Below are 15,523 nucleotides of genomic sequence, written 5' to 3'. Positions count from 1 at the left end.
CGAGACCAATGCGCGGCGCGTCCGGCGTCATCTCCCATTTTGCGGAGACGGAAGGTCCGGGCCGTCGTGTGCCCGCACCGACCGACCAATGTAGCTGTCATTTCCGACAGCGCCGAAGACGCGAGCATAAAGAAGGCTACGACCGTGCGCACGTACTCACCGAAGCCCGCCGACGTCCAGCGTCAGTGGTACGTCATCGACGCGACCGATGTCGTGCTGGGCCGGCTGGCCAGCCACGTCGCGATCCTGCTCCGCGGCAAGCACAAGCCGATCTTCGCCAACCACGTTGACACCGGTGACTTCGTCATCGTCATCAACGCTGACAAGGTCGCGCTCACTGGCAACAAGCTTGAGCAGAAGAAGGCCTACCGCCACTCGGGCTACCCGGGCGGTCTGCGTTCCGTCACTTATGGCGAGCTCATGGAGAAGCGGCCGGAGAAGGCCGTCGAGAAGGCAGTCAAGGGCATGCTGCCGAAGAACTCCCTCGGCCGGAAGATGGCCAAGAAGCTGAAGGTCTACGCGGGTTCCGAGCACCCGCACCAGGCCCAGCAGCCGGTGCCGTTCCAGATCACCCAGATCGCCCAGTAGTAGTTCGAAAGAGTTAGAGGAGAACCGTGGCTGAGCCCACCGGTGTCGAGACGGCCGTCGAGCCCGAGCTGGAGGAAATCTCCGGCGAGGACTTCCCGTCCGAGTACACCACTGAGTCCGCCGCCGGCGCCGACGCGCCCGTCCGCAAGCCCGTCACCACGGGCAACTCGTACGGTACCGGCCGCCGCAAGGAGGCGATCGCCCGCGTGCGCATCGTCCCCGGCACCGGCAAGTGGACGATCAACGGCCGTTCGCTGGACGTCTACTTCCCGAACAAGGTCCACCAGCAGATCGTCAACGAGCCCTTCGTGGTGCTCGGCGCCGAGGAGGCGTTCGACGTCATCGCGCGCATCGACGGCGGCGGCGTGACCGGCCAGGCCGGTGCGCTGCGCATGGGCCTGTCCCGCGCCCTGGCGATCCTGGACGTCGAGGTCAACCGCCCGCCGCTGAAGAAGGCCGGCTTCCTCACCCGTGACGCCCGCGCCACGGAGCGGAAGAAGTACGGCCTCAAGAAGGCCCGCAAGGCTCCGCAGTACAGCAAGCGCTAAGTTGGCGCGCCTCTTCGGCACCGACGGGGTACGTGGGGTCGCCGGTCGCGACCTCACCGCCGAGCTGGCCATGGACCTTTCGGTCGCGGCCGCTCACGTCCTCGGCGATGCGGGCGCGTTCACCGCCACCGGACGCCGTCCGGTGGCGGTCGTGGGCCGGGACCCGCGAGCCTCGGGAGAGTTTCTCGAGGCCGCCGTGGTTGCCGGCCTTGCGGCGTCTGGAGTGGACGTGTTGCGCCTCGGCGTGCTGCCCACCCCGGCCGTCGCCCACCTCACCGCGGCGCTCGGCGCCGACCTCGGCGTCATGTTGTCGGCCTCGCACAACGCGGCTCCTGACAACGGCATCAAGTTCCTGGCCCGTGGCGGCTTCAAGCTGTCCGACGCGGTCGAGGACGAGATCGAGCGGCGGCTGGGCGAGCAGTGGAGCTTTCCCGTCGGCTCGGCCGTGGGCCGGGTGCGTGAGGCGTACGGTGAGGCCGACCGCTACATCTCCCACGTGCTGACCACGATGACGGCCGCGCTTGACGGCCTGTCGATCGTGGTCGACTGCGCTCATGGGGCCGCCCACACGGTCGCCCCCGAGGCGCTGGTGCGCGCGGGCGCCAGGGTCGAGGCCATCGGCGCCAGGCCCGACGGCCTGAACATCAACGCCGGCTACGGCTCCACCCACCTGGACAAGCTCCAGCAGGTGGTCGTGTCGCGGGGGGCCGACCTGGGTGTGGCCTACGACGGTGACGCCGACCGCTGCCTGGCGATCGACCACACCGGCGCGGTCGTCGACGGCGACCACATCATGGCCATCCTGGCCGCCGCGATGCGCCGAGAGGGCCTGCTGTCCAAGGACACCGTGGTCGCGACCGTGATGTCCAACCTGGGCTTCAAGCTGGCGATGCGCGATGAGGGCATCACCGTGGTGGAGACCGCGGTGGGCGACCGTTACGTGCTCGAACGCATGAAGTCCGACGGCTACAACCTGGGCGGCGAGCAGTCGGGCCACGTCATCATGCTCGACCACGCCACCACCGGCGACGGCCTGCTCACCTCGCTCCATCTGCTGGGCGTGGTGGCCAAGGCGGGCGTGCCGCTGAAGGAGCTGGCCTCGGTGATGACGCCGCTGCCGCAGATCCTGATCAACGTCAAGGGTGTCGACAAGGCCAAGGCTTCCGTGCCCGAGCTGGCCGCCGCCGTGGCCGAGGCCGAGGCGGAGCTGGGCGAGACGGGGCGGGTCCTGATCAGGCCGAGCGGGACCGAGCCGATGATCCGGGTGATGGTCGAGGCCGCGTCGGAGGAGCACGCCACTCAGGTGGCGGGGCGCCTGGCCGACGTCGTCCGTACGGCCTGCGCCGCCTGAATCACGACAGCGGGCACGGCACCATTCGTGTGCCGTGCCCGCTGCGTTGAATTTATTCGTCGCCCGTGAGGGAGAAGGCGCGCAGCCGCAGGCCGGCCCAGAAGACACCGCCGACCGTGACCACGATCAGGGCGGGTATGGCGAAGCTCAGCGTGACGTCCGACTGGAAGAACGCCGAGCCGGAGATCTGGTCGGCGACGGCCTGGCCCCAGTGCTGGATCGAGAACTTGCGGGCCCCGGGGATGAAGTTGCCCACGAGGCTCTCCCAGACCAGCGCGTAGATGACGCCGATCGTGACCGCGTGCCGGGTGACGACGCCGAGCAGGAGGAAGACGGCGGCGTAGGCGATGCCGGCCACCAGCACGCCCACGGCGAAGCCCAGGGCGATGCCGTCCTCGTTGCCGATCAGCAGCCAGGCCGCCAGGTACGTCGGGACGGCCGCGAACACCGCCAGCAGCGAGGCCGCCACGAGGAACTTCGTCTGGGCGATGAGCGGGCGGGAGATCGGCTTGGACATCAGGTGGATGATGGTGCCGTCGTCGATCTCGGGGGCGATGACGCCCGTTCCCGCGATCAGGCCGAGCAGGGGGAGCATCGTGCTGATCGCGAAGTTCTGCATCAGCATCACGGCCGAGCGCTGGTCGGCGCTGCCCACCAGGAGGAGGAGCACGGCCAGGCCGATCAGGGCCGCGGGCAGCAGAATCAGCAGGATGATCCGGCGCCGGCCGAGCAGAGCGCGGTAGGTGATCCCCGCCACCACGGTGTTCATGGCCTGCCTCCGTTCGGCGAGGGGATGGGTCGCGGGTTCATCAGGAGCTCCTGTTGATCAGGTAGGAGAAGACGCTCTCCAGGTCCTCGTCCGCCGGGGAGACCTGGTGCAGGTGGACGCCCTCGGCCTGGGCGACCTTGGGCAGGAGCTTGGCGAAGCGGAGGAACTCGGTGGCCTGGACCTCCAGCCCGTCGGGACGGAGTGAGATGCCGCCGGTCGAGTCGTCGCGGACGAGGGCGGCGGCCAGCTTCCTGTCGTCCGAGGAGCGGATCTTGAACAGGTGGGGCCGGTCGGTCATCAGGCGCCTGATCTCGCGGAAGTTGCCCGACGCCGCGTGCCGGCCCGCGACCAGCACCTCGATGTGCTGGGCGACCCGTTCGACCTCCTCCAGGATGTGGGAGCTGAACAGGATCGTCTTGCCCGCGGTGCCCATGGAGCGGATCAGGTCCATCAGGTGGAGGCGCTGGCGCGGGTCCATGCCGTTGAACGGCTCGTCGAGCAGCAGCACCGGCGGGTTGTGGACGAGCGCCGCGGCCACCTTGACGCGCTGGCGCATGCCCTTGGAGTACGTCTCGACGCGGCGGTCTTTCGGCTCTTCCATCTCCACTGTGGCCAGCGCCTTGCGGGCGGCCTCCTCGGGATTGGACAGGCCGTGCAGGCGGGCGGCGGACAGGACGAACTGCCAGCCGGTGAGGAAGCCATAGACACCCTCACGTTCCGGGACAAGACCGATATTTCGGTAAATGTGGTGGTTCTTCCACACCTGATCCCCGTCCAGCGTGACAGAACCGCCCGACGGCGCCAGGAACCCGGCCATCATGTGCAGGAGCGTCGACTTGCCCGCCCCGTTGGGCCCGAGCAGGCCCGTGACCCCCGGGCCGATCGTCATCGTCACGTCGTTGACGGCCACCACGTTGCCGTACCAGCGAGAGACCTGGGAAAGCTCGATCTTCACCGCGAGGCCGCCTTCCTGTAGCGCAGCGCGAGAGCGACCAGACCCACGCCGATCAGCACGACCAGGATCAGGGCCGAGGCCGGGCCGTTGGGGTAGTCGCCGCTGTCGAAGGCGTGCGGCGGGGTGCCGAACAGCCACGACTGCACGGAGTCGACCAGCCAGAACGGGTTGATCAACCAGGCCCAGGCGGCTCCCGATTCGTCGTTCGACGTGGTCAGCGAGGCGTAGATCAGCGGGACCGACGCCGACGACAGCAGGTAGACCACCATCACCGAGGCCACGCCCAGCCCGCGCCGCGGCGTGAACGAGGCCAGCGCCAGCCCGAACGCCGACAGCAGCAGCGCCAGCACCAGAGCCATGGCCATCGCGCCCGCGTACTCGCCTGTGGCCGGCGGGCCGGGCATGTCGACCACCAGCTCGCCGATGTAGATCAGCGTGAGCGGCACCGCGACCAGCAGGAACACCGCGATGGTCATCGCCGCGACCTTGGCGCTGACGTACTCGGCGATCGAGACCGGACGGGACAGGTAGAGCGGCAGCACGCGATGGCGCAGGTCGGGCGCCACGACGGTGGGCGACTGCGAGGCAAGGAAGATCGCCACCACGGCCTGCATGACGACCGCGAAGCCGCTGTAGGGGATGCCGCGCTCTTTGGCCAGGGCCATCATCGCGATGTTCACGATGGCAGGCAGGACCATGATGGTGGCCAGGGAGAACGGCATGATCTTGCTGCGCGCGGTGCGCCCGAGGCCGAAGATGCCGCGCAGGCTGTGGACGGCCAGCGCCCTGGTGGAGTAGGCGCGGCCGAGCCTGGCGCCCTCGTAGTGGCGATAGCCGATGTCGTAGATCTCAGACATTCGCCGTCTCCTCCCTGAAGACGTCCTCGATACGGTGACGTCCCTGTTCGAGGCGGATCAGGCAGAGGTCCAGGTCGACGGCGGCGTCGCGGATCGCGTCGAACGTCTCGGGCCCGGCCACCTTGACCACGAGCAGGCGGCCCTGCTGCGAGACGGTCTGGCCGACCTCGGTCAGCCGGGCGGCCAGCGGGTCGAGGCCCTCTTCGACCTCGACCGTGACGGTCTCGGTCGCCTGGGTGAACTCGCCGATCGCCGACGAGCGCAGCAGCCGCCCCGCGTCGATGACGATCACGTGGTCGCAGATGCGTTCGAGCTCGCCGAGCAGGTGTGAGGTGACGAGAATGCTGATGCCGAACTCGGTGCCGATGCGCCTGATCAGCGTCAGCATCTCGTCGCGGCCGCGTGGGTCGAGCCCGTTGGTCGGTTCGTCGAGGAAGATCAGTTTCGGGTCGTGGACGAGGGCCTGAGCCAGTTTGACCCGCTGCTTCATACCGGTGGAGTAGCCGCCGACGGCGCGGTAGCGCTCTTCGGCCAGGCCCACGTGACGCAGCACGTCGGCGGCGCGCTCGCGTGCGGCGGTGCGCGGCAGTCCGGACATCTGTGCGAGGTGGACGACTAACTCGGTGGCGGAGACGTCGGGCGGGAGGCATTCGTGCTCGGGCATGTAGCCGACGAGCCTGCGGATCTCGGCTCCCTGCGACGTGACGTCGAGATCGAGCACCCGGGCCGCGCCGCCGCTGGGCGGCAGCAGGCCGAGCAGGATCTTGATCAGCGTCGACTTGCCCGCGCCGTTCGCCCCCACCAGGCCGGTCACCCCTGGGCCCACGGTGACCGTGAGCTGGTCGACCGCGGTGACAGTGGGGAAGCGTTTGGTCAGCCCCTCGGTGGCGAGGATGTGCATGTGCGGGACATTACCCGCCGCTTATGGGCCGTCGCCTCGTTCACACGGATGAACGACGTCCTACTTGAGGCCAGAATTTTCGCTGGACCAACAGTGTCACGGTGCCCGCGATGATCATCCCGACGACGTTCACCGCGAGCTGCGAGACCGAGCCCGCGACCTCGGGCCAGTCCGACAATGCCAGCGCGACGGCCACGTAGCCGGCCGCGGGCACGGTGGTGACCGAGATGAAGACGCCGACCAGGGCCGACGACTTGCCCGCCGTGATCGACAGCACCCCGGCCGCCCCGGCCAGCAGCGCCACGATGAACGACCACCGGTCGGGCTTGACGATGAACTGGACCTCGGCGTTCCTGGTGAGGTTGCCGAGGTCGATCCAGCCGAGCCAGCGCGAGACCAGCGCGCACGCGAACGTGACGGCGATGGCCACCGCGAACCCGATGACCAGCGTCTTGAACGAGGTGATGATCAGATGCCACCTGCGGTGCAGCAGCCCGAAGCAGATGGCCGCGATCGCGCCGAACTCCGGCCCGAGCACCATCGCGCCGACGATCAGGATGGGGGAGTTCAGCAGCACGCCGATGCCGGCGAGCTGGGTGGCTATGGCAAGGAAGACGAGGTAGGCCCAGCTGATGCGGGATTCGGCGCGCACCCGCTGCTCCAGCTCCTCCCAGACGACCGCGTCGTCGGGCTCGCCCGGCGCCTCCTCGATCGCGTCGTCCGCGGCCCTGGACAGCGACAGGTCGACCCGCTCGACGGCGATGGAGCCCTCCTCCTCCAACCAGGTGAGCTTGCCGAGCACCTCGTTGGCCGACTCGCGAGCCGCGTCGCAGAGGATGAGGTCGCCCTTGGGCTCGCGGGCCGCGCCCGGCAGGACGACGATGTTGGTGACGCCCGGGCATTCCTCCAACACCGCCGTCGCCTCGTCTGTGCGCGCGGTCGGGCTGATCAGTCGCAGATGTAACACGGTGCCATTGTTGTCTATCGGATGTTGAGCCTGCTTTGACGCGGTTACGTGAAGCTTCCTCGCATGATTCGCTACAGATGTCACGACAATGGCGAAGAGTGCTGGTTTGCCGACCTCGACGACCAGGAGTGTGGGGGCAGGTTCGCCCGTTACCTGTTCGAGGAGGCGTTCATGTCTGGCGCAGCCGCACCCGCCGTACCGAGTGATCGGGGCCCTTCTGCAGGACGAGGTCGGCGCGACCCCTGGTGGGGGCGATGTTCTCGACCAGGTTGCGTTCGTTGATGTCGCGCCAGACGTTCACCGCGAAGGTCGTGGCCTCCTCGTAGGACAGCTCCGCTATGTGACGGAAGTACGACTTCGGGTCCTCGAAGGCGGTGCGGCGGAGCTTGTGGAAGCGGTCGACGTACCAGGTGCGGATGTCCTCGACCTTGGCGTCCACGTAGATGGAGAAGTCGAAGTAGTCGTTGACGGCGAGGGACGTGGGCGGGGCCGGTTGGAGGACGTTGAGGCCCTCGATGATCAAGATATCTGGATTTTTCACGGTTTGGGTTGCGCCGGGCACGACGTCGTATTCGAGGTGGCTGTAGACCGGAGCGTGCGCCTCCGCCATGCCCGCCTTCACCTCCGCCACGAACCTGACCAGCGCCCGCCGGTCATAGCTCTCCGGGAACCCCTTGCGATGCATGATCCCCTTGGACTCCAGCACCGTGTTCGGGTAGAGGAAGCTGTCGGTGGTGATCAGCTCCACGCGCGGGTGCTCGGGCCAGCGGGCCAGCAGCGTGTGCAGCAGCCGGGCCGTGGTCGACTTGCCGACCGCGACGCTGCCTGCGATGCCCAGGATGTACGGGATGCGGTGCTCGTGATGGCCGAGGAACGCGCTCAGCACGCTGCTGCGTTGTTTGGACCCGGTGAAGTGCAGATTCAGCAGCCGGGTCAGGGGAAGATAGATGTCGGTGACTTCTGTGAGGTCGATGGGGTCGTCGACGCCCCGCAGCTCTTCCAGCTCGTCTGCGGTGAGAGTCAAGGGCGTGTTCTTGCGGAGCTCACTCCACTGCTCCCTGCTCAGTTCCACGTAGCCGTTGTTCACCTAGGCAGCGTAGCGATGCCGGAAAATCCGGATCTGGGCGGGGCGTGTCCACAGCCTGTGGATAAAGACATGGGATTACCAAGATTCAGTTCGGGGAAAGAACATCAGTCTTCCTCCGAAGAAATCCGCCGGCGGCTACTGTTCGCAACGGGAGGTCGCCGTGGACCGTCGTCGCTTCATCACCAACGTCGTCGCGGGCATCGCCGGGCCCTTCGCCGGGGTCGCGTGCGCGGGTGCGCGAGGGGGCGCCGAGCCGGTACCCGCGTACGGGCCGCTGCGTCCCGTACGCGACCTGCGTGATGGAAAGGTGCGCCTGCACCTGCCCGACGGCTTCAAATACCGCTCTTTCAGCGCCGCAGGGGAGAAGTTCAGCGACGGATCGACCGTCCCGGGGCGGCACGACGGTATGGCGGCCTTCTCGGGGCCGGGCGGCAGCGCCATCCTGATCCGCAACCACGAGGTCACCGGGCCCGTCGGCGCGTTCGGCGACAAGGCCAGGGCCTACGACCCGATGGCCGGGGGCGGCACCTCGACGCTGCGGGTCACCCGCTACGGAGAGGTGCTCAAGAGCGCTCCCTCGCTGAACGGCACCCTGCACAACTGCTCGGGCGGCCCCATGCTCTGGCGCGCCTGGGTGAGCTGCGAGGAGACGGTCAACGGGCCCGACGTGGCCGACGACTTCTCCGGCGGTGACAACTCCAAGCTCACCGAGAAGCACGGCTACCTCTTCGAGGTGCCCGTCCACGGCACCGCCCGCGCCAGGCCGATCAGGTCGGCGGGGCGCTTCCCGCACGAATCGGCCGCGTTCGACCCCTCCACGGGCGCGCTCTACCTCACCGAGGACAACTTCGCCTTCCCATCGGGCTTCTACCGCTACCTGCCGCCGAAACATCCCGTCCAGGCCGGGCGACTGCTCGACGGCGGCCGGTTGCAGATGCTCGCCGTCAAGGGAGCCAAGCGCAAGGACCTGTCCGCAGGGCAGCCGGCCGGCGCCACGTACGCCGCCGTCTGGGTGGACATCGACGACCCCGACCCCGACTTCAAGGGACGGCCGGCCAACGACGAGGCCGTCCAGGCCGTGGGCAAGCAGGGCAGGGAGGCGGGCGCGGCGATCTTCTCCAGGCTGGAGGGCGCCGTCTACCACCAGGGGACGGTCTACTTCGTCTCCACCCAGGGCGGGGCCACCGCGCAGGGCGAACGGCCACCTTCCGGGTTCGGCAAGGGGCGGGGGCAGGTGTGGGCCTACGAGACGTGGAGCGAGCGGCTCAAGCTCGTCTACGAGTCGCCGCGCTCGTCCGTGCTGGATCTGCCCGACAACGTCACGGTGAGCAGGCGCGGGACGCTGGTGTTGTGCGAGGACGGCGACGGCGACAACTACCTGCGCGGGCTCACCAGGGCGGGGGAGATCTTCGACTTCTGCCGCCTGGAGCCCATCCCCGGCGACGAGGGCGCGGAGTTCGCCGGGTCCACCTTCGGCCCCGGCGGCCACACGCTGTACGTCAACGTCCAGGCCAAACAGGGCCGGTCGATCGCCATCTGGGGTCCGTGGGAGCGGGGCCGGTTTTGACTATGGTTGGACGATGATCCTGGGCATCGGCGTCGACATCGTGGACATCGCCCGCTTCGAGGCCGCGCTGGAGCGCACCCCGGAGCTCAAAGACCGGCTGTTCACCGAGATCGAGAAGCCGCTGCCGGTGCGGTCGCTGGCCGCCAGGTTCGCCGCCAAGGAGGCCGTGGCCAAGGCGCTGGGCGCCCCCAGGGGGCTCGGCCACCTGGAGGCCGAGGTGCGCCGCGACGAGCTCGGCAAGCCGGAGCTGCGGATCACGGGCAAGGCCGCGGAGGTCGCCTACGGGCTGGGCGTCAAACGCTGGCACATCTCGCTCAGCCACGACGCGGGCGTCGCCGTGGCCTACGTGATCGCTGAGGGATAGCTTCGGATCATGCGCACTGCCTACACCGCCGACCAGATCCGGGCCGCCGAGCACGTCCTGATGGCGCCGCTGCCCGAGGGGACGCTCATGCAGCGAGCCGCCTCCGGGCTCGCCTCCGTCTGCGCCGATCTGCTCGGCCGCGTCTACGGCAAACGTGTCGTGCTTGTTGTGGGCAGCGGCGACAACGGCGGCGACGCGCTTTACGCGGGCGAGCGGCTGGCCAGGCGCGGGGCCTGGGTGGGAGCCGTTCTGGCCGGGTCCAGGACGCACGAGGCGGGGCTGCGGGCGTTCACGGAGGCCGGCGGGCGGGTCGTGGACGCGGCGGCCGTCGAGGAGGCCGACCTGATCGTCGACGGGCTCGTGGGCATCGGGGCGGCGGGGGCGCTGCGGGAGCCGTACGCGGGGCTGGTCGAGGCCGCCAACGCCGCCCGCGCCCCGATCGTCGCCGTCGACGTGCCCAGCGGCGTGGACGCGAGCAGCGGCCGCGTGCAGGGCGCGGCGGTCCGCGCGAAGGTGACCGTGACCATGGGCGCCTACAAGACCGGGCTGCTCATCGACCCGGGGGCCGTCCACGCGGGTGCCGTCGAGCTGATCGACATCGGGCTCGGCGCCTACCTGCCCGACCCCGACGTGGCCGCGCTGACCGGCGGCGACGTGGACGTCCTGCTGCCCAGACCCGACAAGGAATCGGACAAATACCGCAGGGGCGTGCTGGGGGTGGCGGCGGGAAGCGACCGGTTCACCGGGGCCGCCGTGCTGGCCGTGGGCGGCGCGCTGCGCGCCGGGGTGGGCATGGTCCGCTACGCGGGCACGGGCGCGCCCGTCGCGCAGGTGCGCTCGCACTGGCCGGAGGCCGTCGTCACCGAGCTCGACAGGCCCTCGATCGAGAACGTCGGACGGGTGCAGGCCTGGGTGCTCGGGCCGGGGCTCGGCACCGGCGACTGGGCCCACGAGCTGGTGGCCAGGGTGCTCGAATCCGGCGTCCCCGTGCTGATCGACGCCGACGCGCTGACGCTGGTGGCAGGGGACCGGGGGCTGCTGCGGCGTACGGCGCCGGTGCTGATCACGCCGCACGCCGGCGAGCTGGCCCGGCTGATCAAGGCCGACCGGGAGCAGATCGAGGCGGCGCGGCTGGAGCACGCGCGGCGGGCGGCGGCGGAGCTGGGCGTGACCGTGTTGCTCAAGGGCTCCACCACCGTGGTGGCCGAGGAGTCGAGACCGGCCCGCGTGAACGTCACGGGCACGCCCTGGCTGGCCACCGGCGGCACGGGGGACGTGCTGTCGGGGGTGGCGGGCGCTCTGCTGGCCCAGGGTCTGAGCTGCTACGACGCCGCGGCGTGCGGGGCCTTCCTGCACGGGCTGGCGGGCCGGTTCGCCGCGTCGGGGGCGCCTTTGACGGCCGCGGGGGTGGCCTCGGCCGTCCCCAGGGCGATCAGGGCCGTTTCAGGAGAGATCGCGTAGCCTCCGGCGAGGCGGAAATCGCGCTCGACCACGCCCTGTGAGCTGCCACACTAGGAGGATGCATACCCCCGCGCAGGCCAGGGTCGATCTGGCGGCCATCCGGCACAACGTGGCGCTGCTCAAAGAGCGTGCCTCCGGCGCCGAGCTGATGGGCGCAGTCAAGGCCGACGCCTACGGACACGGCCTGGTGCCCTCGGCGGAGGCGGTGCTGGAGGGCGGCGCGAGCCGACTGGGCACGGCGTTCGTCAGCGAGGCGCTGGCGCTGCGCGAGGGCGGCGTGACCGCGCCGATCCTGGCCTGGCTGATCACCCCGGGCGAGCCGCTCGACGAGGCCCTGCGGCACGACATCGAGGTGTCCGCCTCCGAGGTGCGACTGCTCGACGGCATCGCCGAGGCCGCGCGGCGCACGGGCCGCACCGCCAAGGTGCACCTGGAGGCCGACACCGGGATGAGCAGGGGCGGCGCGCCGCCGGCCGCCTGGCCCGAACTGGTGGCCAGGGCGCTGGAGCTGCGTGCCGAGGAGGCCGTCGAGATCGTCGGGCTCTGGTCCCACTTCGCCTGCGCCGACATCCCCGGGCATCCGTCGATCGCCCAGCAGCTGGAGGCGTTCGAGACGGCGTTGAAGACGGCCGAGCAGGCCGGCGCGGCCGGATCGCAGGTGATCAGGCACATCGCCAACTCCGCCGCCATCGTGACTCTGCCCGCCGCCCACTACGACCTGGTCAGGCCGGGCATCGCCATGTACGGCCTGAGCCCTATCCCCGAGCTGGGCGACTTCGGGCTCAGGCAGGCGATGACCCTCGTGGCCCAGGCCGGGCTGGTCAAGCGGGTGCCCGAGGGCTCGGGGGTCTCCTACGCCCACCTCTTCGTCACCGAGCGCGAGACGACGCTCGGGCTGGTCCCGCTCGGATACGCCGACGGGATACTCCGGCACGCGACGGGTCGCGCGGAGGTGCTGGCGGGCGGGCGCCGCCGGTTGATCGCCGGCCGGGTGTGCATGGACCAGTTCATGATCGACATGGGCGACGACCCGCTGTCGGCGGGTGAGGAGGTCGTGCTGTTCGGGCCGGGCGACGGGGGCGAGCCGACCGCTCAGGAATGGGCGGATAATCTCGGCACGATCACCCATGAGATCGTGACGAGGATCGGCGCGCGAGTTCCACGGGTCTACGAGCACAGGAGCTCGAAGTGACGCAGCGCACTTCGCGCCGGCCATGAGCGGAGAAGGATCGGGGAGATGACGACGACAACACGGCGCAGGGTAGGGATCGCCGGCGCGCTCGTCGGTGCGGCCTCGGCCGGGGTCGCGGCGGCGGCGCTGGCCAAGCGGTACGCGGTCGGCCGGATCAGGCTGCGCCCCGACGCCGAGGCCAGCGAGCCGTTCGGCGAGCTGCGCGGCCGGGATCGCACGCTCATCACCTCCGACGGCAAGGCCCTGCACGTCGAGATCGACGGGCCGGAAAATGCTGAAGTGACCGTTGTGCTCTGCCACGGCTACTGCCTCAGCCTGGAGTCCTGGCACTACCAGCGCAAGGACCTGCGAGAAAACTATCGCCTCGTGCTGTGGGACCAGCGCTCCCACGGGCGTTCGCAGCGCGGCAGCGCCGACGACAGCACGATCGACCGGCTGGGCGACGACCTGGCCGAGGTGATCGAGCAGTTCGTGCCGGGGCCGTGCGTCCTGATCGGCCACTCCATGGGCGGCATGACGATCATGGCGCTGGCCGACCGCCACCCCGAGCTGTTCGGCGACAAGATCCGCGCCGTGGCGCTGATCGCGACCTCGGCGGGCAAGCTGGCCGAGCTCACGCTGGGCCTGCCCGCGATGGTGTCCAAGGTCGTGCACAAGGTGGCGCCGTCCACGGTCTCGATACTGGGCAAGGGCGGCGCGCTGGTCGACAGGACCCGGCGCGTGGGCAGCGACATCGCCTTCCTGATGACCCGCTACATGGGCTTCGGCGACTCCAAGAACATCAGTCCGACCGTGGTCGACTTCGCCGAGTCGATGATCAGGGCCACCCCCACCGAGGTCGTCGCCGACTTCTACCCGGCGCTGATGAACCACGACAAACTCTCCGCCCTCGACGTGCTCGACCCGATCCCCACCGCGATCCTGGTCGGCGACCGCGACTGGCTGACCCCGCCCGACCACAGCAGGGCCATCGCCGCCGCGCTGCCCAAGGCGCAGCTCACCGAGGTGCCCGACACCTCCCACCTGATCCAGCTCGAACGTCCGGGCGTCGTCAACGACGCGCTGCGCGACCTGATCAAGAGGGTGGAGCCGTAGTGAGGCTCGCGACCGCCGAGGACATGCGCGCGTACGGCGCCCGCCTGGCCGCCCTGCTGCGCCCCGGAGACCTGCTCGTCCTGTCGGGCCCGCTCGGCGCGGGAAAGACCACGCTCGTGCAGGGCCTCGCGGAGGGGCTCAAGGTACGCGGCCCGATCACCTCGCCCACCTTCGTGATCGCCAGGGTGCACCCGTCGCTGCACCAGGGCCCGCCGCTCGTCCACGCCGACGCCTACCGGCTGGGCGGCGACCTGGAGGTGGACGACCTCGACCTCGACGCCTCCCTCGACGAGTCCATCACCGTCGTCGAGTGGGGCGAGGGGCTCGTCGAGGGCCTGGCCGACGACCGGCTGGAGATCCACATCGACCGCGAGGCCGGCGACGAGGCCCGGATCGTGACCGTGCGCGGCGTGGGCCCCAGATGGGCCGACACGCCGTCTGATCCGCTAGAAGGCTAAAACCCCGGCCAAAGCCCGGCAATGGTGGCACCCTTGACCTACCAGGCCAATGATCATTGGTCGGTGATTTGCCCAGAATTTCTGGGTATCAGGAGGGGCGACATCCATAGTTTTGATGGATGCTGGGTTGCAAGACGGCAAAGTGGGGTGCGGCCGGTGCTCAGGGTCAGGCGAGTCGCGTGCGCGGGAGCCATCGTCATGGTCGGGCTGACCGGCTGCTCGGCTTCGGCGGAGTCAGATCCGACAACCACGCCGACACCCACGGCCAGCGGCACGGCGGCCCAGACGGCCAACCCCACCGCCACCCCCACGGCCACCAGGCGCACCATCTCCGTCGAGCTCAACCCCGACCGTGTCACCGCGGGCGAGACGTCCACCGTGTGGGTCCTGGCCAACTGCCCGGTGCCGACCGGCGGCCCCGCCCATACCGGCACCGCGACGTCCAAGGCGTTCGTCAACGGCGTCACGCTCAACCCCGTCCCCGCCTCCTCCGCCAGCCCCAAGCCGTCCGCAGGCTCGCCCTGGGTGCGCGGCGAGGCGCAGATCTCGGGAACGGTCGGGCGCGGCAGCTACCGGGTCGACGTCAAGTGCGACGGCACCAACGACCTGGGCCGGGCCACGCTGCGGGTGGCCGCGGCCGAGGCCCTGCCGAGCAATGTGCCCAGCAAGGCGCCCAAGGCGGGCGGCGGCGGCACGTACGCCCAGGACGCCGATGAGGGGTCCCCCATCCCGTTCGGCACCGCGGGCGTGCTCGCCGGGCTGGCACTGGCCGCGGGCGTGGGCATCGCGGTCAAGCGGCGCAACCGGGCGTAGCCGATGGCCCGACCAGGACGGGTGGTGCTCGCGGGCGCCATCACGGGTCTGGTGCTGGTCGCGTTTGGCAAGAACATGCAGACCGGCACCACCCCCGCCGCGGCCGTCGTGCCCGAGAGCATCGACATCCCCTCGATCGAGGTCGAGGCCCCGCTGATGAAGCTCGGCCTGGAGAAGGACGGCGAGGTCGAGCTGCCGCCCTACGAGAAGCCGAAGCTGGCCGGCTGGTACTCCGGCAGCGCCGTGCCCGGCGACAAGGGCGCCTCGGTGATCATCGGCCACGTCGACACCAAGACGGCCCCGGCCGTGTTCTACAAGCTCAGGCACTTACGCAAGGGCGAGACCGTCAAGGTCGAGCGCAGCGACGGCAAGGTCGTGCGCTTCAAGGTCGACTCGATCGAGCAGGTGCACAAGGACTCCTTCCCGACCAGGCGCGTGTACATGGAGGACGGGCTCAGGCTCGTCACCTGCGGGGGCAAGTTCGACTCCGCCAAGGGTGAATATCTCGACAACATCATCGTGTACGCCTCCAAGGCCTGAAAACGGCTTG

Annotated in this window: 17 protein-coding genes; 11 read left to right on the top strand and 6 right to left on the bottom strand. The window is 69.7% G+C overall.

The genetic code is table 11. The features are described 5' to 3' along the window. Positions 1–144: 144 nt before the first annotated feature. From rplM to glmM, 3 genes are read left to right on the top strand one after another with little or no spacing between them, the layout of a single operon-like run. Positions 145–588 carry a 50S ribosomal protein L13 gene (gene rplM / locus ACFOY2_RS26330; protein WP_379530758.1) on the top strand — a complete coding sequence of 148 codons (444 nt, stop codon included), beginning with the start codon at positions 145–147 and terminating at the stop codon, positions 586–588. A gap of 26 nt (positions 589–614) precedes the next feature. Further along, positions 615–1,136 (top strand): 30S ribosomal protein S9, encoded by a 522-nt coding sequence (gene rpsI / locus ACFOY2_RS26325; RefSeq protein WP_379530757.1) that lies wholly within the window; start codon positions 615–617, stop codon positions 1,134–1,136. A gap of 1 nt (position 1,137) precedes the next feature. Next, positions 1,138–2,487, top strand: a complete 1,350-nt coding sequence (gene glmM / locus ACFOY2_RS26320; protein WP_379530756.1) for a phosphoglucosamine mutase — start codon at positions 1,138–1,140, stop codon at positions 2,485–2,487. A 52-nt stretch (positions 2,488–2,539) separates the two neighbouring features. Here the strand turns inward: glmM and ACFOY2_RS26315 are convergent, their stop codons facing one another. The 6 genes from ACFOY2_RS26315 to coaA all read right to left on the bottom strand — a co-directional run bounded on the left by ACFOY2_RS26315 (position 2,540) and on the right by coaA (position 8,008). Beyond that, complete coding sequence (locus tag ACFOY2_RS26315; RefSeq protein ID WP_357830202.1) at positions 2,540–3,256, bottom strand: ABC transporter permease subunit; 717 nt, start codon at positions 3,254–3,256, stop codon at positions 2,540–2,542. A gap of 40 nt (positions 3,257–3,296) precedes the next feature. Beyond that, on the bottom strand, positions 3,297–4,211 hold the full coding sequence (locus ACFOY2_RS26310) for an ABC transporter ATP-binding protein (RefSeq protein WP_379530755.1): 915 nt from the start codon (positions 4,209–4,211) through the stop codon (positions 3,297–3,299). After that, positions 4,208–5,068: an ABC transporter permease gene (locus ACFOY2_RS26305; protein ID WP_379530754.1), complete on the bottom strand. Its 861-nt coding sequence runs from the start codon at positions 5,066–5,068 to the stop codon at positions 4,208–4,210. The genes ACFOY2_RS26310 and ACFOY2_RS26305 overlap by 4 nt, the downstream gene beginning before the upstream one ends. Then, positions 5,061–5,969, bottom strand: coding sequence for an ABC transporter ATP-binding protein (locus ACFOY2_RS26300; RefSeq protein WP_379530753.1), 909 nt, complete (start codon positions 5,967–5,969; stop codon positions 5,061–5,063). The genes ACFOY2_RS26305 and ACFOY2_RS26300 overlap by 8 nt, the downstream gene beginning before the upstream one ends. A 40-nt stretch (positions 5,970–6,009) precedes the next feature. Beyond that, positions 6,010–6,936, bottom strand: coding sequence for a DUF389 domain-containing protein (locus ACFOY2_RS26295; RefSeq protein WP_379530752.1), 927 nt, complete (start codon positions 6,934–6,936; stop codon positions 6,010–6,012). Between the two features lie 169 nt (positions 6,937–7,105). Beyond that, positions 7,106–8,008, bottom strand: coding sequence for a type I pantothenate kinase (coaA, locus tag ACFOY2_RS26290; RefSeq protein WP_379530789.1), 903 nt, complete (start codon positions 8,006–8,008; stop codon positions 7,106–7,108). 175 nt (positions 8,009–8,183) lie between these two features. Between coaA and ACFOY2_RS26285 the strand changes: the two genes are divergently transcribed. The 8 genes from ACFOY2_RS26285 to ACFOY2_RS26250 all read left to right on the top strand — a co-directional run bounded on the left by ACFOY2_RS26285 (position 8,184) and on the right by ACFOY2_RS26250 (position 15,513). Beyond that, complete coding sequence (locus tag ACFOY2_RS26285) at positions 8,184–9,590, top strand: alkaline phosphatase PhoX (protein ID WP_379530751.1); 1,407 nt, start codon at positions 8,184–8,186, stop codon at positions 9,588–9,590. Between the two features lie 13 nt (positions 9,591–9,603). Further along, a complete protein-coding gene (locus ACFOY2_RS26280; protein WP_357830187.1) occupies positions 9,604–9,954 on the top strand; it encodes a holo-ACP synthase in 351 nt (116 codons plus the stop codon). A 9-nt stretch (positions 9,955–9,963) separates the two neighbouring features. Next, entirely contained in the window at positions 9,964–11,415 is a 1,452-nt protein-coding gene (locus tag ACFOY2_RS26275; protein ID WP_379530750.1) for an NAD(P)H-hydrate dehydratase, read from the top strand. 58 nt (positions 11,416–11,473) lie between these two features. After that, positions 11,474–12,607 carry an alanine racemase gene (alr, locus tag ACFOY2_RS26270; RefSeq protein ID WP_379530749.1) on the top strand — a complete coding sequence of 378 codons (1,134 nt, stop codon included), beginning with the start codon at positions 11,474–11,476 and terminating at the stop codon, positions 12,605–12,607. Between the two features lie 45 nt (positions 12,608–12,652). Then, positions 12,653–13,702, top strand: coding sequence for an alpha/beta fold hydrolase (locus ACFOY2_RS26265; RefSeq protein WP_379530748.1), 1,050 nt, complete (start codon positions 12,653–12,655; stop codon positions 13,700–13,702). Further along, positions 13,702–14,160 (top strand): tRNA (adenosine(37)-N6)-threonylcarbamoyltransferase complex ATPase subunit type 1 TsaE, encoded by a 459-nt coding sequence (tsaE, locus tag ACFOY2_RS26260; RefSeq protein ID WP_379530747.1) that lies wholly within the window; start codon positions 13,702–13,704, stop codon positions 14,158–14,160. Before ACFOY2_RS26265 ends, tsaE begins: the two co-directional genes overlap by 1 nt. A gap of 156 nt (positions 14,161–14,316) precedes the next feature. Further along, positions 14,317–14,973: a hypothetical protein gene (locus tag ACFOY2_RS26255; RefSeq protein ID WP_379530746.1), complete on the top strand. Its 657-nt coding sequence runs from the start codon at positions 14,317–14,319 to the stop codon at positions 14,971–14,973. Positions 14,974–14,976: 3 nt separating this feature from the next. Next, entirely contained in the window at positions 14,977–15,513 is a 537-nt protein-coding gene (locus ACFOY2_RS26250) for a class F sortase (protein WP_379530745.1), read from the top strand. Positions 15,514–15,523 lie beyond the last annotated feature (10 nt).

Origin of the sequence: Nonomuraea purpurea, from assembly GCF_042650645.1 — a bacterium.
GTDB lineage: Bacteria > Actinomycetota > Actinomycetes > Streptosporangiales > Streptosporangiaceae > Nonomuraea > Nonomuraea purpurea.
Note: the sequence above shows the minus strand (reverse complement) of the source record. Positions and strands in the feature narration are given on the sequence as shown.